The 24,133-nt window shown below is 61.5% G+C and carries 22 protein-coding genes and 1 tRNA gene; 9 read left to right on the plus strand and 14 right to left on the minus strand.

All coding sequences use genetic code 11. The features are described from left to right. The first annotated feature begins 109 nt into the window (after positions 1 to 109). The 3 genes from B0D78_RS06800 (at position 110) to B0D78_RS06810 (ending at position 5,516) form a co-directional block, all read left to right on the plus strand. Positions 110 to 1,108, plus strand: a complete 999-nt coding sequence (locus B0D78_RS06800; RefSeq protein WP_078016231.1) for a TAXI family TRAP transporter solute-binding subunit — start codon at positions 110 to 112, stop codon at positions 1,106 to 1,108. 175 nt (positions 1,109 to 1,283) lie between these two features. Next, positions 1,284 to 3,218 (plus strand): TRAP transporter permease, encoded by a 1,935-nt coding sequence (locus B0D78_RS06805; RefSeq protein ID WP_009166165.1) that lies wholly within the window; start codon positions 1,284 to 1,286, stop codon positions 3,216 to 3,218. A 138-nt stretch (positions 3,219 to 3,356) separates the two neighbouring features. Next, on the plus strand, positions 3,357 to 5,516 hold the full coding sequence (locus B0D78_RS06810) for a Tex family protein (RefSeq protein ID WP_078016232.1): 2,160 nt from the start codon (positions 3,357 to 3,359) through the stop codon (positions 5,514 to 5,516). Between the two features lie 60 nt (positions 5,517 to 5,576). Here B0D78_RS06810 and B0D78_RS06815 read toward each other — a convergent pair whose 3' ends face one another. Genes B0D78_RS06815 through B0D78_RS06825 form a run of 3 tightly spaced genes read right to left on the minus strand, consistent with a single transcriptional unit; the run spans position 5,577 to position 8,150 of the window. Further along, on the minus strand, positions 5,577 to 5,909 hold the full coding sequence (locus B0D78_RS06815; RefSeq protein WP_009166163.1) for a YbjQ family protein: 333 nt from the start codon (positions 5,907 to 5,909) through the stop codon (positions 5,577 to 5,579). Between the two features lie 35 nt (positions 5,910 to 5,944). Further along, a complete protein-coding gene (locus B0D78_RS06820; RefSeq protein WP_009166162.1) occupies positions 5,945 to 7,519 on the minus strand; it encodes a hypothetical protein in 1,575 nt (524 codons plus the stop codon). A 37-nt stretch (positions 7,520 to 7,556) separates the two neighbouring features. After that, positions 7,557 to 8,150 (minus strand): isochorismatase family protein, encoded by a 594-nt coding sequence (locus tag B0D78_RS06825; protein WP_240496133.1) that lies wholly within the window; start codon positions 8,148 to 8,150, stop codon positions 7,557 to 7,559. A 141-nt stretch (positions 8,151 to 8,291) separates the two neighbouring features. Between B0D78_RS06825 and B0D78_RS06830 the strand changes: the two genes are divergently transcribed. From B0D78_RS06830 to B0D78_RS06845, 4 genes are read left to right on the plus strand one after another with little or no spacing between them, the layout of a single operon-like run. Next, entirely contained in the window at positions 8,292 to 10,676 is a 2,385-nt protein-coding gene (locus B0D78_RS06830; protein ID WP_078016234.1) for an aminoacetone oxidase family FAD-binding enzyme, read from the plus strand. 47 nt (positions 10,677 to 10,723) lie between these two features. Beyond that, entirely contained in the window at positions 10,724 to 11,719 is a 996-nt protein-coding gene (locus B0D78_RS06835; protein ID WP_078016235.1) for a hypothetical protein, read from the plus strand. Continuing rightward, positions 11,716 to 13,653, plus strand: coding sequence for an ABC-F family ATP-binding cassette domain-containing protein (locus B0D78_RS06840; RefSeq protein WP_078016236.1), 1,938 nt, complete (start codon positions 11,716 to 11,718; stop codon positions 13,651 to 13,653). Before B0D78_RS06835 ends, B0D78_RS06840 begins: the two co-directional genes overlap by 4 nt. A 3-nt stretch (positions 13,654 to 13,656) precedes the next feature. Next, the gene (locus tag B0D78_RS06845; RefSeq protein ID WP_078016237.1) at positions 13,657 to 14,082 is read left to right on the plus strand and encodes an FKBP-type peptidyl-prolyl cis-trans isomerase; all 426 of its coding nucleotides are present in this window, start codon (positions 13,657 to 13,659) and stop codon (positions 14,080 to 14,082) included. A 241-nt stretch (positions 14,083 to 14,323) separates the two neighbouring features. Here the strand turns inward: B0D78_RS06845 and B0D78_RS06850 are convergent, their stop codons facing one another. From B0D78_RS06850 to hypA, 6 genes are read right to left on the minus strand one after another with little or no spacing between them, the layout of a single operon-like run. Next, on the minus strand, positions 14,324 to 15,385 hold the full coding sequence (locus tag B0D78_RS06850; protein ID WP_158606300.1) for an AbrB family transcriptional regulator: 1,062 nt from the start codon (positions 15,383 to 15,385) through the stop codon (positions 14,324 to 14,326). A 39-nt stretch (positions 15,386 to 15,424) separates the two neighbouring features. Continuing rightward, positions 15,425 to 16,060 carry a site-2 protease family protein gene (locus B0D78_RS06855; protein WP_078016239.1) on the minus strand — a complete coding sequence of 212 codons (636 nt, stop codon included), beginning with the start codon at positions 16,058 to 16,060 and terminating at the stop codon, positions 15,425 to 15,427. A 17-nt stretch (positions 16,061 to 16,077) separates the two neighbouring features. Beyond that, positions 16,078 to 16,689 carry a dephospho-CoA kinase gene (gene coaE, locus B0D78_RS06860; RefSeq protein WP_078016240.1) on the minus strand — a complete coding sequence of 204 codons (612 nt, stop codon included), beginning with the start codon at positions 16,687 to 16,689 and terminating at the stop codon, positions 16,078 to 16,080. Continuing rightward, on the minus strand, positions 16,643 to 18,619 hold the full coding sequence (locus B0D78_RS06865; RefSeq protein ID WP_078016241.1) for an ATP-dependent helicase: 1,977 nt from the start codon (positions 18,617 to 18,619) through the stop codon (positions 16,643 to 16,645). The genes coaE and B0D78_RS06865 overlap by 47 nt, the downstream gene beginning before the upstream one ends. Positions 18,620 to 18,650: 31 nt before the next feature. Continuing rightward, positions 18,651 to 19,322, minus strand: a complete 672-nt coding sequence (gene hypB, locus B0D78_RS06870) for a hydrogenase nickel incorporation protein HypB (protein WP_168170042.1) — start codon at positions 19,320 to 19,322, stop codon at positions 18,651 to 18,653. After that, a complete protein-coding gene (gene hypA / locus B0D78_RS06875) occupies positions 19,303 to 19,665 on the minus strand; it encodes a hydrogenase maturation nickel metallochaperone HypA (RefSeq protein WP_078016243.1) in 363 nt (120 codons plus the stop codon). The genes hypB and hypA overlap by 20 nt, the downstream gene beginning before the upstream one ends. A 237-nt stretch (positions 19,666 to 19,902) precedes the next feature. On the opposite strand from hypA, the gene B0D78_RS06880 reads away from it, so the two are divergent. Both B0D78_RS06880 and B0D78_RS06885 read left to right on the plus strand, forming a co-directional pair. After that, a complete protein-coding gene (locus tag B0D78_RS06880; RefSeq protein ID WP_078016244.1) occupies positions 19,903 to 21,000 on the plus strand; it encodes an A/G-specific adenine glycosylase in 1,098 nt (365 codons plus the stop codon). A 217-nt stretch (positions 21,001 to 21,217) separates the two neighbouring features. After that, positions 21,218 to 21,466, plus strand: a complete 249-nt coding sequence (locus tag B0D78_RS06885) for a hypothetical protein (RefSeq protein ID WP_078016245.1) — start codon at positions 21,218 to 21,220, stop codon at positions 21,464 to 21,466. A gap of 73 nt (positions 21,467 to 21,539) precedes the next feature. Here B0D78_RS06885 and B0D78_RS06890 read toward each other — a convergent pair. From B0D78_RS06890 to secG, 5 genes are all read right to left on the minus strand, one after another. Further along, positions 21,540 to 21,615: transfer RNA gene (locus tag B0D78_RS06890), tRNA-Asn, on the minus strand. 110 nt (positions 21,616 to 21,725) lie between these two features. Continuing rightward, on the minus strand, positions 21,726 to 22,118 hold the full coding sequence (rpsI, locus tag B0D78_RS06895) for a 30S ribosomal protein S9 (RefSeq protein ID WP_009166148.1): 393 nt from the start codon (positions 22,116 to 22,118) through the stop codon (positions 21,726 to 21,728). A 16-nt stretch (positions 22,119 to 22,134) separates the two neighbouring features. Beyond that, positions 22,135 to 22,569 (minus strand): 50S ribosomal protein L13, encoded by a 435-nt coding sequence (gene rplM / locus B0D78_RS06900; protein WP_078016246.1) that lies wholly within the window; start codon positions 22,567 to 22,569, stop codon positions 22,135 to 22,137. 187 nt (positions 22,570 to 22,756) lie between these two features. After that, positions 22,757 to 23,794, minus strand: a complete 1,038-nt coding sequence (locus B0D78_RS06905) for a nicotinate phosphoribosyltransferase (protein WP_078016247.1) — start codon at positions 23,792 to 23,794, stop codon at positions 22,757 to 22,759. Positions 23,795 to 23,815: 21 nt separating this feature from the next. After that, positions 23,816 to 24,037, minus strand: coding sequence for a preprotein translocase subunit SecG (gene secG, locus B0D78_RS06910; RefSeq protein ID WP_078016248.1), 222 nt, complete (start codon positions 24,035 to 24,037; stop codon positions 23,816 to 23,818). Positions 24,038 to 24,133 lie beyond the last annotated feature (96 nt).

Raw genomic sequence — 24,133 nt, forward strand, 5'->3', positions numbered from 1 at the left:
CGGAGGTCCGGGCATTGCGCACGAGGGGACGTTCGCGGATCCATCGCTTTCCACGCTTAATTATAATAAGATCCCGTATGAATAAAATACAATGAGGAGGTCTGTGTGAATGAAGAAAATATTGGCGTTGTGTGTCGTTCTTTCCGCACTTTGGGGGAGCGCTGCCGGGGCTGACACGCCGGCGCAGCTCAAATTTATGGCGGGACCTCCGGGCGGCAACTGGTTCGCTCTGGGAGGAGAGCTGGCCGATCTCTGGAGCAAGGAAGTCATGCCCACCACCAGCGTCACGGGCGGCGCGGTCGCCAACATCATCAACGCACACATGAGAAAGGGCGATCTCGGCTTCTCCAACACTTCCATGATTGCCGTGGCTCAGAAGGGCACCGACCTCGGCACGTTCAAAACGAAAAGCGACAACGCCAAGCTCCTTGCCAACCTGTACACTCAATACACCTACTTCATCGCCCGCAAGGACTTTACCGAGAAGAACGGCATCAAGACCGTCGACGATCTGGTCAACAAGAAGCTCGCCTTCCGTTTTGCCACGCTGAAGACGGGCACGGGATCCGAATTCGTCGTCAAGAACGTTTTCGAGTCCGGATTCGGCATCGACTACCGCAAAGCGTTCAAAGAATGGGGCGGCACGGTCGAGTACGCCTCCTATTCGGGCGGCGCGGATCTGATCGCGGACAATCACCTTGACGTGTTCGCCTTCTCCGTCGGCAAAGTCGCCGCGATCGTCATGCAGATCGAAAGCACCACCGACGTCGTCCTGCTCGGTATGAGCCAGGAAGCGCTGGACAAAGTGGGTGAAGCGATCGGCACCGTCACCTTCCTGATCGACCCCGGCATTTACAAGTCCGTTCCCGCCAGCGCCGAGCCCGTCAAAGTCGTCGGCGACTACACAAGTATCGTGGTGCGCGGCGATCTCGACGATCAGGTCGTTTACGATCTCTGCAAATCCATGTACAACAACGTGGAAATGCTGGCCAAGGGCGTGAAGGATATCGCCGAGCTCGATCCCAAGACGGCCGTTCCCGCCAAGGGGCTCGAGTCTCATCCCGGCGCCGTGAAGTTCTGGAACGAGGCCAGCGGCAAAATCCAATAAGGATACGTGGCTCCGCTTGGGCGCGCGCCGCAAATCGTCTCAAAAAAAATATCGAAGCGCGAACGGGGAAATCCCCAAGAAGGCAGGCTCCAGGCCTGCCTTCTTCTGTACTTCCTGAGATTCCTTGCTCGTAGCATGACGAGATCGCGCAGCTGACAAAAAAGGATGATGGTCGATGACAAAAAGGAAACTCGATGGAATCGTTGCGAAAGGTCTGTGGCTTTACGTACTGACCATGGGGATCTTTCACCTTTATACCGCGGTTTTCGGAGCCTTCGAAGCGTACCTTCAAAGAGCGATTCACCTCACATGGGTCCTGCCGATGGTCTTCGTCGTCTATCCCATGTTCGAAAACAAAAAATCGGCGCAGCCCCAGACGGCCGTGCCGTGGTACGACTGGTGTTTCGCTGTTGTTTCCGCTGTGCCCGGCATCTATATCATGCTCAACTACAACATGATCGTCGAGCGCATGATCGGCGTCGACGAGATTACGGCAATCCAGCTGATTCTCGGCACGATCGTCGTCCTCGCTTTGATTGAGGCGACTCGCCGCGCCGTGGGGCTTCCCATCATTCTCGTCTCGCTCGCTTTTATGGGCTACTGCATGTATTACATGATGACCGACATCGCCACGCAGAGCGGGACGCTGGGCAACTTCTCTCTCGCCAATTTCTGCGACTGGTTCTCGGGCGCTTTCAAACTTTTGATCGAGGAAATGTACCTGACCGACGAGGGCATTTACTCGTCTTCGCTGGGCGTTTCGGCGACGCTGGTCATGATCTTCCTGATCTTCGGCGGCTTTCTCGAGAACAGCGGCGTCGGCGAGTATTTCATGGAATTCGCTCAGGCCTTCACGGGAACTCAGGCCGGCGGTCCCGCCAAAATCGCGGTCGTCAGTTCCTGTCTTTTCGGCTCGATTTCCGGTTCCGCCGTCGCCAATGTGTACGGCACGGGAACGTTCACGATTCCCCTCATGAAGCGCATCGGCTACAAGCCCTATTTTGCGGGCGCGGTCGAAGCCGTGGCAAGTTCCGGCGGTCAGATCATGCCGCCGGTTATGGGAGCCGGAGCTTTCGTGATGGCTTCGTTCCTCAACGTTCCCTTCAGCCGGATCGTCGTCGCCGCGATTCTTCCGGCGCTGCTCTACTACGCCGCCGTCCTCGTCATGGTCCACTTGACCGCCAAGCGCGACGGGCTCAGGGGGCTGCCGCCCGAAGAGCTGCCCGAGAAAAAGAGCGTGCTGAAACGCGCCTACATGATGTCGCCCATAATTCTTCTCGTCTATCTGCTCCTCGACGGCTACACGCCCATGTATGCCGCCATCGCCGGCATCGTCTTGGCCTGGGGCGTTTCGCTGCCCAATCCCAAGCGCCGCATGGGGCCAAAGGGCATCCTGCGCGCCATTCACGACGGCGCCAAAGGAATCCCCGTGGTCTGCACCGCCTGCGCTTCGGCCGGCTTCGTTCTCGGAGCCATAGCTCTTTCCGGCATCGGCCCGAAAATCGTCAGTGCGGTCCTTTCGGTGTCCCACGGCATTCCCGTGCTCACGCTGCTGCTGATCGCCGTGGTCTGTCTGATCCTCGGCATGGGGCTGCCGACGACGAGCGCCTACATTCTCGCGGCGTCATTGAGCGTTCCGGCGCTCGGTCAGCTTCACTTCAACAGCATCGCCGCCCACATGTTCGTGTTCTATTATGCGATCATCTCCAACATCACGCCTCCCGTCGCCCTTGCCGCGTACGCCGCGGCGTCCATCGCCGAGGATTCGCCCAACAAGACGGGATGGGCCGCCTGCCGGCTGGGATTTTTGGCCTTCGTCATTCCCTTTGCGTTCTGTTACGACGGCGGTCTGCTGCTCCAACTCGACTGGACGCACAACGTCATTTCCATCATCAGCGGCGTGACGTTGGTGTTCGGCATCGGCTTCAGTTTCACCGGCTACTGCGGCGGCAAGATTCCGATGTGGAGCCGCGTTCTTTTTGCCGCCTTCGGGATCGCTTCCATGTGGAAGAGTTCCGCGATCTCTCTGGGCGGGACGGCGGCGATCATCGCGCTTTATATTTTCTGCCGGAAGATTCTCAACGCCAAAAACGCATCCGTCTCGATGTAACAAAGTGTCGGTTGCAAGCCCCGTTTTATGCGGGGCTTATTTTTCGTTCTCGGGGCATGGACATTGAAGCCGGCTTTAGGTAAGATATGCGGGAGTCTCGGCAGTCTTGCACAGCACATTGAAAGGAGTTCTCCATTTATGGCCGATTATACAGGGCGTATCGCCCAGGAATTGAAACTTCCCGTCGGCGGCGTCTGCGCCGTCGCCGAACTTCTTGCGGAAGGATGCACAGTCCCTTTCATCGCCCGCTATCGCAAAGAAAAAACCGGTTCCCTCGATGAAGTCGCGATCACCGCGATCCGCGACGGGCTGGCCCGAATCGAAGAACTCGAAAAGCGGCGCGAGGCGATTCTGGGATCGCTGAGCGAGCGCGGCATCCTTACGGAAGAGCTGAAAAAGACGATCGACGCCGCTGCGACGATGACCGCTCTGGAAGACGCCTATCTCCCCTTCCGTCCCAAGCGCCGGACGCGCGCCCTGATCGCCCGTGAAGCGGGACTCCAGCCGCTGGCTGACGCCCTGCTGGAACAAAAGGGGCGCGCCCCGCAGGAACTGGCCGCAGACTATGTGAACGAGGAAAAAGGCGTCGCCGACGCCGAAGCCGCGCTGGCCGGCGCGCGCGACATCATCGCCGAGAACGTCAGCGAAAATCCGGCAGTCCGCCAGGACATGCGCGTGATTTTTGTCCGCTTCGGCGTCTGCGTTTCCTCGGTCGTCGAAAAAAAGAAAGAGGAACCGGAAGCGGCGACGTACGCCGATTATTTCGACTGGAAAGAGCCGCTCCTGCGCGTCCCTTCCCATCGTCTGCTGGCGGTGATGCGCGGGGAAAAGGAGGGCTATCTCTCCTTCTCGGTCCGCCCCGAAGAAAAACTGGCGCTGGAAAAGCTTTACGCGCGTTACGTCACGGGAAGCGGCGAAGATTCCAAGCAAGTCGAAGCGGCCGTCACCGACGGCTATCGCCGCCTGCTGGCGCCTTCCATGGAAACGGAAGCCCGCAGCACTCTGAAAAAGCGCGCCGACGCCGACGCCATCGCCATTTTCGCCCGCAATCTCCGCGAGTTGCTGATGGCTTCGCCTTTCGGCGCCCGCCCCATCATGGCCATCGATCCGGGGATCAGGACCGGGTGCAAAGTCGTCTGCCTCGATTCGAAAGGCGATCTGCTGCACCACACGGTCATTTTCATCCAGCGCTCCGACGCCCAGTACGCCCAGGCCGGCGAAACCATCCGCGCGCTGGCCGCGCACTTCAAGCCCGATGCGGTCGCCGTCGGCAACGGCACGGCCAGCCGGGAAACGGAAGAGTTCCTGCGCGGCCTTGATCTGGACATCCCCATTATCGTCGTCAGCGAAAGCGGCGCTTCCGTCTATTCGGCTTCGGAACTGGCCCGCAAGGAATTCCCCGATCAGGACGTGACGGTCCGCGGCGCCGTTTCGATCGGGCGGCGTCTCATGGACCCGCTGGCGGAGCTCGTGAAGATCGATCCCAAGTCGATCGGCGTCGGGCAGTATCAACACGACGTCGATCAAAAGCAACTCAAAAACGCCCTGGACGACACCGTCGTCTCGTGCGTCAACGCCGTCGGCGTCGATCTGAACACCGCCAGCGCCAAACTGCTGTCCTACGTTTCCGGCCTGACGCCGTTGCTGGCAGAGAACGTCGTGAAATTCCGCGAAAACGAGGGAGCTTTCAAGCGGCGTCAGGACGTGCTGAAAGTTCCCCGTCTGGGCCCCAAAGCCTACCAGCAGGCCGCCGGCTTTTTGCGCATCCGCGACGCCGAGAATCCACTCGACGCCAGCGCCGTCCATCCCGAGAATTACGGCATCGTCGACGCCATCGCCGCGGATCAGAACTGCTCCGTCGCCGAGCTGATCGCCGCCAAAGACCTGCGCGGCAAGATCGACTTGAATCGCTACGTCACCGACGAGGTCGGCCTGCCGACGCTCGAGGACATTCTCTCCGAACTGGAAAAGCCCGGGCGCGACCCCCGCAGCGCGTTGGAAATCTTTTCCTTCGACCCCAACGTGCGCGAACTGACTGACCTCGAACCGGGCATGAAACTGCCGGGCATCGTCTCCAACGTCACGGCTTTCGGCGCGTTCGTCAACATCGGCGTGCATCAGGACGGGCTCGTCCACGTCAGCCAGATGGGGCGCTACGTGAAGGACATTTCCACCGTGCTTCATCCCGGCATGGCGGTGGAGGTCTACGTCATCGACGTGAACGTCAAGCGGCGCAGGATTTCCCTGCGCATGGAACTCGGCAAAAGAGCCGCCCGCGAAAAGAGCGCGGTCAAATAAATCCAACGACACAGAGGCCGTCTCCCCGAACTGGCGAGACGGCCTCTGTGCTATGTGCTGCTATGTGTCGTTGAATTTATAAGCTGTGCCGACCGCAACGACTTCGGCGGCGCCGCCGGCGACCTGCGGCGCCATGAACTGGATCGCGTAGACCCCGTCGGCCCCCTTCTCGCAAGCTTTTTCGCCGAGCCGCTCGATGGCTTTTTCGGTACTCATCCGCAGCAGCTCGGTGTATTGTTTCAGCTCGCCGCCCACCGACATGTTCCTGAGAGTAGCCAACGCGTCGCCCAGGATCGAGGTGCTGATCACGCAGCTGCCGGTCACAAGCCCGAGTTCTGCGATGCGCGCCGGCGGGACAGTCCCTGTGGAAAGGGCGATCTCTTTTTTATCCATCGTCCGTCATCTCTCCCCCATAAACTGCCGCGGCATCAGCACAGATATTTTCGGCAGAGCCGGACAACGACCAGCAGCGCCAGAGCGATCCCCGCGGAGAGCGCGTAGTTTCCCGCCCTGTGAAACAGATAGGCCCAGCCGCTCTGCCATGGAATGCGCGCCGCCTTGGGCAGAGATTTCATTCGCTCGATCTCCCGGCCGATCTCGTCGGGCGTCTTACCGTCCGCGAAAAAGCGCTCCGCCTGCGCTTGCGGCGCTTCGTTCATGACCCACTGCACGCTGTCGGCGGGAAGCTGCGCCGCAACTTCCCGCACCGCTCTTGGACGAAGCGCGAGCCATCTGAGCGTTTGCAGTGAAGCCGCATTGGGGAGGTATTTGTCCCAGACGAGCCGGGGCAGGTTTCGGAAAAGAGAAAAATATTCCCTTCCCGCGACGCCGAACCACTGACGGGCCAGCAGCGGGTCACCCTGCGCCAAAATCTCCCTGAAAGCGGCGATGTCCTCCGCTTCGCTCTCGACGAGAATTCGGCCGAAATTCTCCACGATCGAACTGTAACTCAGGGAATCGTCAAGCGGCCTGACGCTGATCAGGCGGTCGATAAAATTCTTCTGCTCGACTTCGGACATGCGCTCGGTCATGCGGCGGAACGTCGCGGAAGCAAGAATGGCCTTCGTGTCTTCGTCGCGGCGGGCCATGCGTCTCTGGATCTCGTCGAGCTCGGAGCGGACTCCCTTTCTCAGCGTCTGCCAGTAAATTTGCGGAGCTTCCATCCGATAATAATCGTCGTAGCGAACGAGCAGAGCCTCGCGGAGTTGTGCCGGCGATCCCCAGACTTCCACGGAAAAGGAACCGATGTCATAAAGAGCCCAGCCCAACGTGACCAGCGCGCCGACCCCGGCGGCGGCCATGAGAACTTTTCTGCCCAGCCCCTTGCCGAAAACGGACAGAGCTTTTCTCCCCAGCGTGCGGCGCAAGAGCTTGCGCCCCAGCATCAGGCCCAGAAAAGCGGTGGAACCGGCCAAAGAGAGTTCGGGGCGCCCCCGGATCTCCTTCGTCAGAGACTCGCCGAGGACGGCGCTGCCCTGGGCGGCGGCGTGGCGCACCTGCGCCTCGAAAAAGATCCGCACCGACGGGGCGTTGACGAGAGCCCCCACCCGCGAGGCCAGCAGCGCCCGGTCGTACGCCGAAAGGCGGTCCAGATATGCATCGGTGAAAGAGTCCTCCATGATCGCAAGGAAACGGTCGTAATCGCCGCGGAACGCCTCGGGGATTTTGTCCTGGATCCGCTGGACAACGCCGTCCAGATCCATGGCGACCCGAAGGGCCCCCGTCAGCCGGCCGCCCGACAAGTTGTCAGCAAATACCCGGTCCGCCGCCGCCGTCAGCTTGGCGCTCATCCCCTCGCGCTGCCAGAGCGCGTCGTAATCTTTAAGAAACGACGATTCGATTTCATCGAGGAAGCGCCGGCGAGTTTCGGCGTCCCGAAAGAGCACCGTTTCGTCGTATGCGATCGCATCTTTTTCGTATTTCTGAACGGCCGCCGGAAGCCGCTCGCGCATGCCCAAAAAAACGGCGGCCGACACCGCGAGAGCGAGAAGTTTTTTGAACATTTCACACTTCCTCAGGCGCTTGCTCACCCCGGGAACATCAGAATTCGACCTTGGCAAGAGGCAGGACCGCCGCTCCGGCGGCTTCCATCTCGGCGAAAGCCTTTTCGCCGTCGTCCGGATTCACGTTGACGGCGCGGCAGCCGTCGCTGACCACCAGCACGTCGAACCCCGCCTGCAGCGCGTCGAGGACGCTGGCCTTGACACAATAATCCGTCGCCAGCCCGCAGATGATCAGACGCTCGATGCCCGCGTCATGGAGCACGCCGGCGGCCTGCGTGCCGTCGAACGCCGAATAGGCTTCGGCGTTCGCGTCCGTTCCCTTGTTGAATACCATCACGTCCACCGGCAGCTGCAGATCGGGATGGAACTCCGCCCCGTCCTGCCCGGCCACGCAGTGCATCGGCCAGGAACCGCCGCAGTCCTTGAAGCTGCAATGATTGGCAGGATGCCAGTCGCGGCTGGCCAACACCGGGCAGCCGCGTTCGGCGGCCATCTGGATCAGCCGGTTGCACACCGGGACGACCGCGTTGCCGTCCGGGACCGCCAAAGCGCCGTTTTCACAGAAGTCATTCTGAACGTCGATAATAAAAAGCGCCGTTTTTTTCATGCAGAGCACCTCCATAAAATGCATCCCGAAAAGTCTTCGTTCGAAAAAACAGCTTCGCAGAAAGAGATCGAAACGTTCATATTATAACATCACACAAAAAAGGGTTGTCGTGATAGTATTAAAACATTCATGCGTCTGGCGTAAAAAGCCGAAGGAGATTTGCTGATGAGCACATTTGACGTTGTCGTTGTCGGCGGCGGTCCGGCCGGGATGATGGCGGCGGCCCGCGCCGCACAATACGGCGCCCGCACGGTTCTGCTCGAAAAGAACCGCGAGCTGGGGCGCAAATTGATGATCACCGGCCGGGGACGCTGCAACTTTGCCCACGATCAGGAGGATCCGGAACTTTTATCGAAAGATTATCGCCGCGGCGGGAAATTTTTGCTGCCGGCGCTTCGCACGTTCGGCGCCAAGGAAACCGCCGCGTTTTTTCTGCGCCGCGGCGTAGTGTCGACGCACGAACGCGGGCATCGCCTCTATCCCCGCGAGGGGCAGGACGCTTCGTCGGTCGTCAACGCGCTGTGGACCGCTCTGAAGGACGGCGGCGTCCAGGTGCTGCGCGGGATAGAAGTTCGCTCTCTCGACATTCTCGGCGGCACAGTCCGCCGCGTCACCACGGGACGCGAGGAAATCGAAGGGCGCGCCTTCATCCTCGCGACGGGGGGGCTATCTTTCCCCCACACGGGTTCCACCGGCGACGGCTACCGCTGGGCCCGCAAGGCCGGCCACGAGATCGTCGAGACGACGCCGGCGCTGTGCCCGATCAAGGTCGTGGAACGCTTCGACGATCGGCTGTCCGGTCTGAAGCTCAAAAACGTGCGCGTCACGGTCCGCCACAACGGCGAAACCGTGGACGAACGCTTCGGAGAGATGGATTTCACGCCGTTCGGCATTTCCGGCGCCATCGTCATGGACCTGGCCGCCGGCGTGGGGAACTGCCTGCGCCAGACGGGCCGCACGACCGTCCATATCGACCTCAAACCGGCGCTCGAGCCGGAACGTCTCGACGCGCGCATCGAACGCGATTTCCGGGAATTCGGCGGCGACGCGCTGCGCTTTGCGCTGAGAAAAATGCTGCCCGCGCAGATCATCCCCGAAGTGCTCAAAATGGCCAGGCTCGACATGGGGAAGCCCTGCGGCGAGACCACGGCCGACGAGCGGCTCGCGCTCAGGAACACGATCAAGGATTTCGTCGTCACGCCCACGGAACTTCTTGGGTTCAGGCACGCCATCGTCACCAGCGGCGGCGTGAGCACCGACGAGATCGAGCCGGAGACCATGGCCTCGAAGCTCGTCCCCAACCTCTACTTCGCCGGCGAGATGATCGACGTCGACGGGCCGACCGGCGGCTACAACCTTCAGGAATGCTGGAGCACCGGCTTCACCGCCGGGAGCGCGGCCGCCGAAGCGCTGGGGTTCAAAAAGCCCACCGACGAGGACATCGTCAGACAGATGGAAGCGGCGCGCAGCCACAGGTATGAAATCTCCAAAGCGGAGCGGCAGAAATTCAAGGAGGAGAAAACCGAAGACATGACGATCAAAACCGGCCCCACCGACGACAAAGAGTTTTGCGGCTGGAGAGACCCCCGCAGGCGGCAAACGTCCGAACAGACAAAGGGGGACGCCGGCGGCGGCGAATTCAGTTCCGGGAAGGACCGCCGGCCTTCTTTTGAGCGGCCTTCTTCCGAAGACCGTCACCGCGAGAGGCGTCCTTTCCGGCCTGCCGACCGTCCGGACCGTCCCCAAAAGACGTACCGGGAGGACAGAGATTTCGGGGAGCGCCGGGATTTCGCCGAACGCCCGCGTTTTTCGGAAGAGCGCCGCTCCTTCCGTCGGGACGAAGACCGCCCGTTCGAAAGAGAGCGGCGGCCGTTCGAAAACGATCGCGGCGAGCCGCGCTCGTTCCGACGCGCCGAGGGGCCGCACCGGGAATACCGCCACCAGCCCTACGACAGCTACGATAGGGGCAGCCGCGAGGGGTTTTCGGAATCGCGCCGCTTTCACGAAGCGGCGTCCGAAGAAAGATCCCGACGCCCGGAACGACGTCCCTTCGACCGCCCCGATTTCGGAGAGCGCGACGAACGCCGCGCCTTCGAACGGCCGAGCGGTCCGCGTCCGTTCCGAGAAAATTTCCGCGACAAAGAGCCCGAATATCAGAGACGTTCCGATTCGCCTTCGCAGAATCGGCGTCCGTACGATCAGGAGCGGCGTCCCCGTTTCTCCGACGCGCCCAGACGTCCCTATGCGCCTGACGACAGGGAACGCCGCGGATTCTACGAGCGCGGCTTCGGCAACGAACGAGTTTCGTACGCCGGTCGTTCGGAGCGTCCTTACGACAATCGCCGGAGCCATACCGACCGCGACTTTCATGCCGGACGCAATCCTCAGGAGCGCCCCTTTCGCGGCGCACGGCCGTTCGACGAAGACCGGATCCGGGAAAGGGATCTCCATCATGAAAGCAGACCGCCCCGCAACGAGCAGGGCGTTTCCAAACCGCGTCCGCGAAAATTCGCCAGTTTCTCCTGTTTCAGGAAAGACCGCGAACGATAAAGCGAAAAACGCAATACCATCCATCTCTCAACAGGAAGGCCAGCCGTATGCAGGAACAAATTGACACAAGCGCCGTCGATCCCATCCCTGACGAAGAAGCGTTCCGCCGGGCTCTCGCGCAGATCGAAACGTTCGGCAAGCAGATATTTCGAACCGCCGAACGCCAGAAAGACCTTCTGCTCAACGAAAAAGAGCAGAACGCCCGCGAAACGATTGTGCTCCGCAAGCGGCTCGACGAAAGGGAGAACGAACTGGAAACGCTCCGAAAAAATCTTATGGACGCTCAGATGGAGCTTTCCGAAGCGCGCCGCAGCGAAGCCTCGCTGAAGCTCGAAATAAAGCAGCTCAAGGAGCAGGTTTCCATTTACCGCGTCGACGCCCGCCGCATCGAAGAAGCCGAAAGCCAGCTGCGGACCGCGAAAGAAGAAGCCGCTCACCTTCGCGCTCGCATCGAAGAGCTGAATACCGAAGCGGTCAGAGCCGTCCGCAAACACAAAACGGAAGTCGACGCGCTGACTCTGAAGTACGAGCAGGAGAAAGTGGCTCTGCACGAAAGCGTTCAGATCGCGGAAGACCGCGCCCGCAGCGCCGCCGAAACCGTCGCCAGGACCCAGTCCCTGGGCAGCATCGCCGAGCACGAAAAAAATGCGGCGCTGGAGGAACTGGCGCGCAGCAAACGCGAACAGAAACAGCAGCTGGAAAAGCTGCAGAACGATCTGGCCCGTCGCGAAGCGGCCGCTTCCGAACTGGAGCGCCGCTTTGCCGACCAGCAGCGCGAGTACGAGCGCAAGCTGTCGCTGATCCAGCTGCAAACGGGACAGCAGTATCAGTCGCAGATGGAAGCCCTGAAAAACGTTCTCGAAGACAAAGCGCACGAACTCAACCGCGCCCACTATCAGATCGAACAGCTCAACGACGATCACCGGCGCGCGCTCGAGGCCCTGAAACAGGATATGGAAAAGCAGCTTGAACTCCGCGCCGATGAAATCCGCCGCCGGCTCATCCTGAAATCCACGGGAAAAGACGGGCGTCCGTCGCCATGATACAGATCAGAGACCTCAATCTGACCTTTGCCGGAGGCCGGAAAATTTTCGATGGCCTGAACTGGCAGATCGACACCGGAAGCCGGACGGGACTCGTCGGCCCCAACGGCGTCGGCAAAACCACGCTGCTGCGCGCCATGGTCGGGCAAGTGACCGCCGACAGCGGCGGCATCGCCGTCTCCCCTCTTTCCGCAACAGTCGGTTACCTGCCCCAGGATCTGGCGGAGCTTCCCGACGTCACGCTGATGCAGTACCTCAAAGACCGTACCGGCATTACGGCGGCGGAGAAACGGCTCAAACGATGTTCCGAAGAGCTCGCCGCCGCGCCTGAAAGCGAACATGTCCGTCTGATGAAGCTCCACGATGAAGCGGCCGCCGCCTATGAAAACCTCGGCGGCTATTCTTTTGAAGCGCTGTCGCGCAAGGCGCTGCACGGGCTGGGGTTTCATGATGGCGACGACGCCAGGCCCTGCGGCGAGTTCTCAGGCGGCTGGAAGATGCGCGTCACGCTGGCCGGGCTGCTGTTGTCGCGCCCCGACATCCTGCTCCTCGACGAACCGACCAACCACCTCGACACGGAAAGCATGGAATGGCTGGAAAACTGGCTTTCCAACTATCGCGGCACGCTCGTGGCCATTTCCCATGACCGCGTCTTTATGGACAAGGTCATGAAAAGCATCGCCGAGCTCCATTCCGGCAGGATCCGCGTTTACAAGGGCAACTTCTCCGATTATCTGCGCGCCTCGGAAGAGCGGAAAGCCCAGCTCGAGCAGGCCGCCGCCCGCCAAAAAGAGGAGATCGCCAGAACGAAAGAATTCATCGAACGCTTCCGCTACAAAGCCACAAAGGCCGCGCAGGTGCAAAGCCGCGTCAAGACGCTTGAAAAGATCCAGATCATCCGGACGGAGACGGCGGCCCGTCGCGTGACGCTGAAATTTCCGCCCTGCCCGCCCAGCGGGCATATCGTCCTGACGCTGACCGATCTCGGCATGGCCTACGGAACGCGCCGCGTCTTTGAGCGCCTCAACGCGACCGTCGAACGAGGGCAGAAAATCGCCCTCGTCGGCGCGAACGGCGCCGGCAAATCCACGCTTTCGCGCCTCATTTCAGGCAAAGAGCGCCCCACTTCCGGAAGCTGCGAAACCGGCTACCACGTGCTGCCCGCGTTTTTCTCGCAGGAGAGCGCCGAAAATCTGAACTACGACCGCACCGTCTGGCAGGAAATTTATCCGCTCAACATGGATATGTCCGAGGCGGAAAAACGCGCTCTGCTCGGCTCGTTCCTGTTCAGCGGCGACGACATTCACAAGCCCGTCAACGTGCTTTCCGGCGGCGAGAAGTCGCGCCTTTCCCTCGTCAAGATCCTCATGAACCCGTCGAACTTCCTGATCCTCGACGAACCGACCAACCACCTCGACATGATCACGCGGGAGCTTTTTCAGCAGGCTCTGCTCGCCTACGACGGCACGCTGCTGATCGTCTCGCACGACCGCTATTTCCTGAACCAGCTCGCGCAGCGCGTTTGGGAACTGCGCGACGGAGCCCTGTACGACTACGCCGGCAACTACAGCCGTTTCATCGAGCAGCGCCAGGCGTCGCTCGCGCAAGATGCTCCTCACGCCGGCCCCGATGTGAAACGCCGCGGCGGCGAACGCGACCAAAAGCGCGAAGAAGCGCAGCGGCGCAACGAAATCTACCGCCGTAAAAAAGTTTACGCGGACGAACTCGCCGCGCTGGAAGAGCGCATCGACGGCCTGGAAAAGCGCAAAAAGGAGGACGAACGAGAGCTCTGCCGGCCGGAAGTGCTGTTGGATTCCGTCAGAGTCCAGGCCCTCATGAAAGACCTTGCGGACGCCGGCGCGGAACTCGAGGCCGCGACGAGCCGCTGGGAAGAACTGATGGAAATCATCGAAAAAATAGAAAAGGGAGAATGAGTCATGTCTCAGACCGTAAGAAAAGGCGACAAGATCCGCGTGCACTACACAGGAACGTTGAACGACGGTTCCGTTTTCGATTCTTCCGTGCTCAATAAGCGTCCGCCGCTGGAGTTCACCGTCGGCGCCGGCCAGATGATCGCCGGCTTCGACAAGGGCGTCGAGGGCATGGCCGTCGGCGAAACGAAAAACCTCAAGCTCGCCCCCGAAGAAGCGTACGGCCGGCGCCGCGACGACATGCTCGTCACCGTCGAAGCGAACCGCATGCCCAAAGGCTACACGCCGCACGTCGGCGATCAGCTTCAGATGGGACGCTGCCCTGTCACCGTCGCCGCGGTCAAAGACGACGGTTCCGTCACGCTCGACGCCAACCATTCCCTGGCCGGCAAGGAACTGAACTTCGAGGTCACCGTCGTGGAGATTCTCTGATACCGGTTTTCACCGAAAAGACGTCATCGAAAATCAGGATGAAATGAAAAATCCAGCATGAACGCAGATAAAAAATGACCTCCGCCGTCGCTTCGGCGCAGGTCATTTTTTTTCGTACACGACTCATACTCTTTCTTGATAAAACGCATTATCATAATTTACTGGGCGCGGCGAGGGAGTTCCGAGCGACTGAACTCCCTCGCCGCGCCCTTACGTCCGGCCTTTTGATTGAGAAATAGTATCAGGCAAAGAGCCGCGCGATCAGAGGCACGCAGACGACGATGGAGATCATGCGCACGGCGTGGAAGACGCCGACGATCAACGGGTCGGCGCGCAGATCCTCCGCAAAGAACACCACTTGGCTGAGGCCGCCGGGACAGGTGGCAAGCACGGAGGTCATCGCGTCCCAGCGGGTGAGGCGGTGCATGATCCAGGCGAGCAGGAAGGAAAGGGCCTGAATCAGCGCCACGGAAAACGCCAGCGGGAAGAAGAGTTCCCTCGCCAGGTGAATCGTGCTCGGCGACAGGCCCACGCTGATGGTCATGCTCAGACAGATCTGAGCGGCACTGCGCAGCCACGGCGGGAGGGTCATCACCTTCCCCGAGCGAAGATTCATGGCGCCGGCTCCGCACATAGCCCCGATCATGTACGCCGACGGAAAATGCGCCGCCTCGAAAAGCAGCGCCAGCGCGCCAGTGACGGCCGCGAAGCGGGCAATCTCGCCGGGCGAAAAGGAGGCTCTCGTTGCCGCGCCCGCCGCCGGCGCTTTCGGCAGGACGGCGCCGGACGCGCGGCGCGCCAGCCAGGCCGTGGAAAACGGCAGCGTCACGTAAAGCACGATGATTCGCACGGACTGAAAGAAAGCCACGATGCCCACGTCGGCGCCGGCGGACATGGCGAAGATCGACATTTCCGCGATGCCGCCGGCCGCCGAGGAAGCCAGACAGGTCATCAGCGAAAGTCTGCCGCCGGCGAAGGCGAACAGCAGCACGCCGGTCGCAACGGAAGCCATGACCATCCAACACGACGCCAGCGAGACGGGAAAAAGCATCTTCCCGACCGCGTTCGCCATATGGCGGTCGATCCGCTGTCCGAGGATGACGCCGCTCAAGACCTTGGAAACGAAGGACACCGGCGCCTGATAAAAGGGCAGCCGGAGCCCCGACAGGTTGAGAAGCCCCAGCAGGAACAGCGAACCGAGCATGGCCGCGGCAGGCCAGCCCATCTTTTTTGCGCCGCGGGCCCCCGCGCAGCCGACGGCGAAAAGCGCGGCGGTCCCTGCCGAGCGAGCGAGAATTTCCATCATCAGCCTCCGATCCTTCCGCAGCACGCCGCCTTGCGTCTAGCCCAGGATCAGACGCAGCCCCCAGCGGACGGCCGGGGACATAAGGCGCCCGACGACGCCGAGGTAGATCAGGGCCAGCAGCACCGGCAGGCTGTAACGATCGAGCCACTCGAACGCGGGACGGGCCGTCCGCGGCAGGACGAGGGCCAGCAGTTTGGAACCGTCGAGCGGCGGCACCGGGATCAGATTGAACACGGCGAAGTTCAGGTTGATCGTCACGAAAGCGATCAGCACCTGCTGCAGGCCGTAATTGCCGAAAAGCGCCGCGGGGGAAAAACGGATCAGCCCGCGGATCGCCAGTCCGGCGGCGACGGCGGTGAGGATGTTGCCCGCGACTCCCGCGACGGAGACGAGGAACAGGTCGCGGCGCGGGCGTCTGAAATTGTAGGGGTCGATCGGCACGGGACGCGCCCAGCCAAAGTGGAACAGAAACATGCACAGAGCTCCCCACAGGTCGAAATGCGCCATGGGGTTCAGGGTCAAGCGCCCGGCGTCTTTCGCCGTAGGATCGCCGCAGCGCAGCGCGACCCAGCCATGGCAAAACTCGTGGAACGAAATGGCCCACAGGATCGCGGGCACGGCCGGCAGCAGGGAAATAAATTCCCGTCCGGCTTCGGCAAAGAATCGATTCATGATGCGGATTCACCTTTTCAACAGTCAGTTTGCGCTTCGCGGCGGGATCGCAGAGCTTGGATTTCCCGCCAGATTTTTTCCAATTGCGCCTCCAGATTCTCCACGGAACCGTCGTTGCAGAGCACCCAGTCGGACAGCGCCATGCGCCGCTCGCGGTCCATAAAGAACCGTTCCCGCCGCGCCAGTTCGGTCTCGTCGAGCCCGCGGGAGCGGTTGCGCTCCGCGCGGAGCCGCGGGGCGGCGGCCATGAACAGCACTTTGTCCACCCAGTCGGGACGTCCCGCCTCGAACAGCATGGGGATCTCGGCCACGACGACGCCTTCTTCCGGCAGAGCCGCCTCCATCCTGGACAAAACGACGGGGTGGGTGGCGCGGCAGAGCCAGCGGTATTCCTCCTCGTCGGCAAAGACCCGCGCCGAGACCGCTTTTCTGTCGATCTTCCCGTCGGCGCCGAACACCGATCCTCCCCAGCGGGCGCGCGCCTTTTGGGGCAGTTCGCCGCCGTCCCAGAGCCCGCGGACGATCCCGTCGGCGTCCAGCAGCGCGGCGCCGCGGGCGCGGAACCACTGCGCCGCCGTGGACTTACCAGCGCCCGGCTCGCCGGTAAGGGCGATAACGACCGTAGCCATAACGTTCGGGTTCCTCCTTCTGCTCGAAGACTTCCGTACACTCGTCGGGCAGTTCCGCCAGGAAGCGCGAGAAGCCCTCCCGCAGCACGGCCCCGAACAGACGGCGCTGACGCGCGCCGCTCATGTAGAGCCTTTCCTCGGCGCGCGTCATGCCGACGTAGCAGAGACGGCGTTCCTCTTCCAGTTCTTCCTGGCTGTCGGAACTGCGGCTGTGGGGAAAGATCCCCTCCTCCATGCCGGTCATGAAGACGACGGGGAATTCGAGCCCCTTGGCGGCGTGAAGCGACGACAGGTTGACGGCGTCGCGCGCTTCGTTCTGCGTGTCCATGTCGGTGTAGAGCGAGACCTGGTCCAGCACCTCGGCGAGATTTTCTCCTTCCGGCGCGATGGAGAGCAGTTCGCGCACGTTTTCCACGCGCTCTTCCCAATCGGCGGGCTCGGCTTTCATCAGCAGATTCTCGTAACCAACGCCGTTCAGGATCCAATCGAGCGCCAGCGGCAGGCTGTGCTGGCGCTCCAGCAGCGTCAGCATGTGGCCGGCCAGCTGCGCGACGCCCTCGGCGGCCTTGCCGGTCAGGCCACCTTTTTTCACTTTCACGGTCCCCCACACGTCTTCCGCCGCGCCTTTGGCGTTTTCCCGCATCCAGGCGCTCAGCTTCTCGAGGCTCTTCGGCCCGAGGGCGCGGGCCGGCAGGTTGCCGACGCGGTTCAGGGCCACGAGATCCCACGGGTTGACGGCCAGGCGCATGAACGCGACGACGTCGCGGACTTCCTTGCGGTCGTAGAAGCTGGTGCCGCGCACGATGCGGTACGGAATGCCGGCTTCAATCAGCGCCTGTTCGAGCACGCGGCTGAGGGCGTTCATGCGGTAGAGGACGGCGATGTCGCCGTAATGATACGCCGCGGTGAGGCCGACGATCTCGCGCGCCAGCGCTTCGGCCTCCGCCTTTTCGTCGCGCAGATACCAGACGCTGACTTTCTGGCCTTCTTCCCGGTCCGTGCGCAGGTTTTTCTCGCGGCGGTTTTTGTTGTGCCGGATCAGACGGTTCGAGGCGTCGAGGATCATGGCGGTGGAACGGTAGTTCTGCTCCAGCAGCGTCACCTTGGCGTTGGGGAAATCGCGCTCGAAGTTCATGATCGTGGCGTAATTCGCGCCGCGCCAGCCGTAGATGGACTGGTCGGGGTCGCCCACGACCATCAGGTTGTTCGAACCGCCGACGAGCAGCCTCATCATCTGATACTGCGAGCCGTTGACGTCCTGATATTCGTCGACGAGCACCCACTGCAGGCGCTCCCGCTCGCGCTCGAGCAGTTCGGGATCGCTTTTCAGCAGGGCCAGAGGCACCGCGATCAGGTCGTCGAAATCGAACGCGCCCTGCTCCCTGAGCGCCTGCGAGTATTTTTCGTACACGTCGCCCATGAAGTTGTCGTAGGCGGAAAACTGCACCGAAGCGGGGTCGGCGGAAGATTTGATTTCCGAGATCCTGTTCAGCGCCCACGAGGGCGCGAATTTCTCGGTGTCGATGTTCAGTTCCTGCATGACGTGTTTGACGGCCGTCAGGGAATCGGAACGGTCGTAGATCACGAAGCTGGGGTTGTAGCCCCGGTCGCGCAGCAGTTCGCGGTTGCGGAAAAGCAGGTTCAGCCCATACGAGTGAAACGTGCAGATCTGCGCGCCGCCCAGCGAACCGCCCAGCAGTTTCTCGACGCGTTCGCTCATTTCCCGCGCCGCCTTGTTGGTAAAGGTCACCGCCAGCACGCGCCACGGTTTGACGTCCTGCGCGGCGATCAGCCAGGCGATCTTGCTCGTCAGCACGCGCGTCTTGCCGCTTCCCGCCCCGGCCAGCACGAGCTGCGGCGCCCCCGTGAAGGTCACGGCTTCGCGCTGAGCCTCGTTCAGCCCCTTCAGCAGTTTTTCGGGATCAGTCATCTGTCTTCCTCATGCGCTCTCCGCCGTCCGATCACGGCCTTCGGCAAGCCTTCTTCGCCTCGCGCCAGTCGTACAGCATCTTGATCCAGAACTCCAAACCTTCGCCGCTGAGGCTGGACAGGCGCAGGCGGCGCGCCTTGGGGTTGAGCCGCGTGACGTCGTCCCAGTAAAGCGTTTCGTCGAAATCGACGTACGGTTTCAGATCGATTTTCGTCAGCACCACGGCGGCCGCTTCGGAGAAAAGCAGCGGGTACTTGAGCGGCTTGTCGGAACCCTCGGGCAGGCTGGAGACGGCCACCTTGCAGTCTTCGCCGATATCGAACTCGGCGGGGCAGACCAGGTTGCCCACGTTCTCCACGAAGATCAGGTCGAGTTCGTCGAGCGGCAGCTGTTCCAGCGTGCCGGCCACCCAGTTCGCTTCCAGATGGCAGCCGCCGTTCGTGTTGATCTGCACGCTGGGCGTGCCGGTCGCCCTGATCCGCTGCGCGTCGCGGTCGGTGGCCACGTCGCCTTCGATCACCGCGCACTTCAGATCGAGACCGGTCAGGGTCCGCTCCAGCAGCATCGTTTTGCCGGAGCCGGGCGAACCGATCAGATTGACCATCAGGATCCCCTTTTCCGCGAGAAGGTCCCTGATTTTCTGCGCATAGCCAAGATCCGCCGCCATGACGGCCTGCTGTACGTCAATTTTTTTTCGCGTCATCGTCTTCCACCTCGATCGAATCAATGTTCAGTTCCATGCCCTGCTCCATCTGCGCGTCGGGCGAACCGCAGAAAGGACACAGCACGCTCATGCGCTCCTCGCCCCACGTGCGGCCGCAGCGCGGACAGCTGACGAGGATCGGAACCGGCTCGATGTCCAATTCCGCGCCCTGCAACCGCGAATCCCGGGACGCCGCCGCAAAGGCGAATTTCATGACTTCCGGCACGACCTGACGCATGGCGCCGATGCGCAGCGTCACTTTTTCTATCCTCTTCCAGCCGTTCTCCTCCGCCAGAGACTCGACGGAATCGATGACCGCCTTCACCAGCGAGAACTCATGCATCAGTCCACCTCCCAACTCGTCTATTCTACTACACGGCGGCAAAAAAATGGCGGCGTCGGCGCGTTTTGTCGCAAATCATCGTTCTCCGAAACGCGGAGGCTGGTATAATAGCGGTACTTCGCTTTCATTCCGGAACTATTCAGAGGTCATTCACGTGCTCAAACGCCATTTCACCGCCCGCCAACTTTTTTCTTCGCAGGACGACGCCGCGGGCGCCCTGCGGAATGCGCCCCGCCGATGAACGCCGAAAAGTTTCACCTCGAAGCCGCCGAAGCGCTGACCGCATGGTATAATTCCCACAAGCGCGACCTGCCCTGGCGCCTCGACCGCGATCCCTACCGCATCCTCGTCTCCGAAGCCATGCTCCAGCAGACTCAGGTGGAACGGGTGAAAAGCTTTTACGCGCGCTGGATGGAGCGCTTCCCCACGCTGACGTCGCTCGCTTCGGCAAGCGAAGACGACGTCCTGGCCTGTTGGCAGGGACTCGGCTATTACAGCCGCGCCCGCAGCCTCCGCAAAACCGCGCAGCTCGTCCGCGACGCCGGCCTGACGACGCTGCCCGCCGAACGGGAATTCCTGCGCTCGCTCCCCGGTCTGGGACCGTACACCGTCGGCGCCGTCTGCTCCATCGCCTTCGACTTGCCGGTCCCGGCCGTCGACGGCAACGTCAGGCGCGTTTTTTCGAGACTGCTGGATCTGAGCGAAGACCCCGCCAAGGCCAAGGGGACGGCGCTGATCGCCGCCCACGCCGCGGCCATTCTCAAACTCGGTTCGCCGCATATTCTGACTCAAGCGTTCATGGAACTGGGCGCGACCGTCTGCACGCCCGGGGCGACTTGCAAATGCGCGCAGTGCCCCGTCGGACGGCTGTGCGCCGCCAAGGCGGCCGGCACGCAGGCGCAGCGCCCCGTCGGCACGCGCCGGAACGTTGTCGAGCGGCGCCGCGGCGCGGCGCTGCTGATCCTCGTCCCCCATGGCTGCGCCGTGCGCCGCCGCCCCGCCGGCGGTTTGTGGTCCGGATTTTACGAGATCCCATGGCTCCGCGGCGAGGCGGACGAAAGCGCCGAAAGCTGCCTTTCCCGGCTGACCGCCGAGCTGCGGCTTACCGCCCCATGTCTCGACCTTGAGCTGGAAGAGACTTTGAAGTTCACGCGCTGGCAGGTGCGCCTTCATCTGTGGAGCTGCCGCATGCCGCAGCCGCCGGCCGGGTGCGATGCCGTTTCCGCGGACAAACTGACCGGCTTGCCCATGCCGGCCGGGTTGAAGCGCCTTGTTCAGAAAGCGCTCGGGCAATCCGCCCGGAAGCAGCTCGAACTCTTCCCGCCAGTCCGGTAATAATACTATTTCTCAATTAAAATGCCGAATACAGAGGCGCTGCGGAGGAGATTCACAAAGCGAGCTGCGCAGACCGCGCAGCGGTCGAAATAGTCCTGAGCGACTGAACTCCTCCGCAGCACCCTGAAAACTATGTTAATACTTTCTATCAAGAATTAGTATAAGATCGACGTTCTGTGTTCAAGCGCATCCATTTCATTCCAAGGAGGAAATTTCCATGAAAGTCACCGTCTATGGCACCATGAACTGTCCCGACACCGTCGACGCGCTGCGCGAGTACGAAGCGCGCGGCATCGGCGTCGATTTCCGCGACATCGACGCCGACATCAAAACGCTGAAAGAGTTTCTCAAACTGCGCGACACGGAAGAAGTCTTCGCCGACGCGCGCCAAGAACACTTCGTCGGCGTTCCCTGCGTGATCAGGGAAGACGGCTCGCTCACCCTCGACTGGGAATCGCTACTGTAAAAATTTCCGCACGCCGAAAGGTCCGCATACGAAAAGGCCCTGACGTTTTTTTGCGTCAGGGCCTTCGTTTTTCTGGCTCCTCGAGCAGGACTTGAACCTGCGACCTAGTGATTAACAGTCACCCGCTCTGCCGACTGAGCTATCGAGGAATTTATCAAGAATGGGGAAAATTATACTCTTCACGCGCTCCGTGTCAAGAGGCAAATAAAAAAAGCAGCCCGGCGCGAACGTGCCGAACTGCCTTTCCGTCGAAAAAGGATTAACGCTTGCTGAACTGGAACTTCGCGCGGGCGCCCTTCTGACCGAACTTTTTGCGTTCGACCATGCGCGGGTCGCGGGTCAGAAGTCCCGCCTTCTTCAGCACGGGACGAAGATCGGGATTCATCTTCAGAAGCGCGCGGGCCAGGCCGAGGCTGATCGCGCCGGACTGGCCGGTGAGGCCGCCGCCCTGGGCGTTGACGAACACGTCGACCTTGCCCTCGAGCCCCGTCACGACCAGAGGAGACAGTGCCCCGCTCAGCCAGTTGTGGCGGGGGAAGTACTCAGCGGTCTCGCGGCCGTTGACCAGGAACTTGCCTTCGCCGGCGGCGATATGGACGCGGGCGATCGCGTTCTTGCGACGACCCGTACCCCAGTAATAAGAAGTAGCCATCGAATCTCCTCCTTCTTTACAGAGTGATCGTCACGGGCTTCTGAGCCGCGTGAGGATGATTGGCGCCGGCGTAGACTTTCAGCTTGCGCCCGAAGTTCAGATGATTGTGTTTGGGAAGCATTCCCTTGATGATACGCTCAAGCAGGCGCACGGAGCTGCGCTTCATCGCCTCGCCGTAGGTCATTTCCTTGAATCCGCCGGGAAAGCCGCTGTAGGAATGGACCTTGGAAGTCTCCAGTTTGTTGCCGGTCAGGCCGACCTTGTCGGCGTTGATGATGACGACGAAGTCGCCCGTGTCGACGTGAGGCGTATAGATGGGCTTGTTCTTGCCCGTGAGGATCAGAGCGACGCGCGAAGCCAGACGTCCCGCGGGGACGTCGGTGGCGTCGATCAGGAACCAGTTCCGCTGAACGGTCTCTTTGCGAGCCATGAATGTCCGGTTGCCGGTCATTCGAAACACTCTCCTTTTACGTTCTTGTTTTGAAATACTGCATGAGATCGGACCGCCGGGCTCTGGGGAACCCAAGGGATCCAGTGTTTGGAGCGCAACCGTCACTTCATCGATCAGAGGCCGTAGGGAAGTGTGTGACAACTCTACCAAAGCTCGAACGAGGAGGCGCGTTTCTCACAATTGGATATTATACTCTCACCAGCAGCGGATTGTCCAGTGGTCCGGGCAATCTGCCGCGTTTCGCCACCGGTTTTCCGTCAACTTCCTTGAGATCCAGCGTCATGTCGATCTGCGCGCCGTGGCAGATGTAGCTGCCCACGCCGAAGGTGTCGGCTCCGGCCTCGGAAAGGACGCGGATCCGCTCGGGCGTCAGGCCGCCGGTCGCGACGATCTTGACGTGTTTAAACCCGGCCATGTCGAGGCGGTAACGGACTTCGCGGATCAATTCGGGGCCGACGCCGCCGCGCTCGCTGGGCGTGTCGAGGCGGATGGCGCCCAGATGCGGCCCGAGCGCCTGGGCGACGCGGAGCGCTTCTTCGCTCTCGTCCTTGAACGTATCGACGAGCACGACGCGCGTTTCGCCGGCCGGCGTGATCTCGTCGTACACTTTGGCCAGCTTGAGTGTGTCGCCGGCCATCAGGATCGCGGCATGGGGGATAGTGCCGGAGGGGTTCTGCCCCAGCAGTTTGGCACCGAGGATGCAGCTCGCCCCGGCGCAGCCGCCGACTTTCACGGCGATACGCTCCATCACGGGCGCGACGGCGGGATGGACATGCCGCGCGCCGAAGCAGAGCACGGGTTTGCCGGCCGCGGCGTCGACGCATTCGCGGGCCGCCGTCGCCCAGCCGGTCGAAGACGCCAACATGCCCAGCAGCGTGGTCTCGTACATGCCAAAGGCGCCGTACGGCCCGGTCAGGCGCATCAGCGTATCTTTCGGCTTGAAGGGCGTGCCCTCGGGAACGGCGTCGATGCGGACGTTTTTCCCGCGAAGAAGGCGGGCCGTCTCCTCCACGCCGGCGAAAATGCCGCTGCGGCGGGCGAAGACCTCCGCCACGACGGGAGTGTTCAGAAGGCCCATATGGTCAAGCAGATCGCGGGTCCTGATGAAATAGATGTCCGTGGTCAGACCGTTGAGGATTTCCTCGTGCGTCGCGCTGGGCAGACGGTCAGGGGAAACTTCTACCGACGCAACGTCTTTCAGAGTTTCGATGCTTGCAGTTGACATTGATCGCGGGCCTCTTTCGTATCAGAGAATGATCAAAGCAAGCGAGTTGAGCATGAACAGGGCGCAGACAATCACGGTGATCTTGGACAGGCCGGAGAAACGCGCCCACTGATTGGCCGTCGGATCGGCCAGCGTGGCGCCGCCGAAGATACCGCCGCGGCCTTGTTTGCGCGGCTGAAGCAAAACCACGGCCATCAGCACCACGCAAAGAAGAATCTGGACAATGGAAAGAAAAGTTTTCACTGGAGCGCACCTCCGAAAATTTTTGCTGAATCGTTCGTATCCATCTTACCCGATGAATTCCGAATGATTGTACCACAAAGTCCCGCCGGAGGGAAA

It is taken from the genome of Pyramidobacter sp. C12-8 (genome assembly GCF_002007215.1).
In the GTDB taxonomy this organism is placed as follows: domain Bacteria; phylum Synergistota; class Synergistia; order Synergistales; family Dethiosulfovibrionaceae; genus Pyramidobacter.

What these genes read in the sequence shown, in the direction of transcription:
- hypA (WP_078016243.1), bottom strand. Translation starts at nt 19,665, where the DNA reads ATGCATGAGTTCTCGCTGGTGAAGGCGGTCATCGATTCCGTCGAGTCT.
- rplM (WP_078016246.1), bottom strand. Translation starts at nt 22,569, where the DNA reads ATGACCGGCAACCGGACATTCATGGCTCGCAAAGAGACCGTTCAGCGG.
- B0D78_RS06800 (WP_078016231.1), top strand. Translation starts at nt 110, where the DNA reads ATGAAGAAAATATTGGCGTTGTGTGTCGTTCTTTCCGCACTTTGGGGG.
- B0D78_RS06810 (WP_078016232.1), top strand. Translation starts at nt 3,357, where the DNA reads ATGGCCGATTATACAGGGCGTATCGCCCAGGAATTGAAACTTCCCGTC.
- rpsI (WP_009166148.1), bottom strand. Translation starts at nt 22,118, where the DNA reads ATGGCTACTTCTTATTACTGGGGTACGGGTCGTCGCAAGAACGCGATC.
- B0D78_RS06850 (WP_158606300.1), bottom strand. Translation starts at nt 15,385, where the DNA reads ATGGAAATTCTCGCTCGCTCGGCAGGGACCGCCGCGCTTTTCGCCGTC.
- B0D78_RS06885 (WP_078016245.1), top strand. Translation starts at nt 21,218, where the DNA reads ATGAAAGTCACCGTCTATGGCACCATGAACTGTCCCGACACCGTCGAC.
- B0D78_RS06880 (WP_078016244.1), top strand. Translation starts at nt 19,903, where the DNA reads ATGAACGCCGAAAAGTTTCACCTCGAAGCCGCCGAAGCGCTGACCGCA.
- B0D78_RS06820 (WP_009166162.1), bottom strand. Translation starts at nt 7,519, where the DNA reads ATGTTCAAAAAACTTCTCGCTCTCGCGGTGTCGGCCGCCGTTTTTTTG.
- B0D78_RS06845 (WP_078016237.1), top strand. Translation starts at nt 13,657, where the DNA reads ATGTCTCAGACCGTAAGAAAAGGCGACAAGATCCGCGTGCACTACACA.
- B0D78_RS06840 (WP_078016236.1), top strand. Translation starts at nt 11,716, where the DNA reads ATGATACAGATCAGAGACCTCAATCTGACCTTTGCCGGAGGCCGGAAA.
- hypB (WP_168170042.1), bottom strand. Translation starts at nt 19,322, where the DNA reads ATGACGCGAAAAAAAATTGACGTACAGCAGGCCGTCATGGCGGCGGAT.
- B0D78_RS06855 (WP_078016239.1), bottom strand. Translation starts at nt 16,060, where the DNA reads ATGAATCGATTCTTTGCCGAAGCCGGACGGGAATTTATTTCCCTGCTG.
- B0D78_RS06865 (WP_078016241.1), bottom strand. Translation starts at nt 18,619, where the DNA reads ATGACTGATCCCGAAAAACTGCTGAAGGGGCTGAACGAGGCTCAGCGC.
- B0D78_RS06825 (WP_240496133.1), bottom strand. Translation starts at nt 8,150, where the DNA reads ATGCATTTTATGGAGGTGCTCTGCATGAAAAAAACGGCGCTTTTTATT.
- B0D78_RS06830 (WP_078016234.1), top strand. Translation starts at nt 8,292, where the DNA reads ATGAGCACATTTGACGTTGTCGTTGTCGGCGGCGGTCCGGCCGGGATG.
- coaE (WP_078016240.1), bottom strand. Translation starts at nt 16,689, where the DNA reads ATGGCTACGGTCGTTATCGCCCTTACCGGCGAGCCGGGCGCTGGTAAG.
- B0D78_RS06835 (WP_078016235.1), top strand. Translation starts at nt 10,724, where the DNA reads ATGCAGGAACAAATTGACACAAGCGCCGTCGATCCCATCCCTGACGAA.
- B0D78_RS06805 (WP_009166165.1), top strand. Translation starts at nt 1,284, where the DNA reads ATGACAAAAAGGAAACTCGATGGAATCGTTGCGAAAGGTCTGTGGCTT.
- B0D78_RS06905 (WP_078016247.1), bottom strand. Translation starts at nt 23,794, where the DNA reads ATGTCAACTGCAAGCATCGAAACTCTGAAAGACGTTGCGTCGGTAGAA.
- B0D78_RS06815 (WP_009166163.1), bottom strand. Translation starts at nt 5,909, where the DNA reads ATGGATAAAAAAGAGATCGCCCTTTCCACAGGGACTGTCCCGCCGGCG.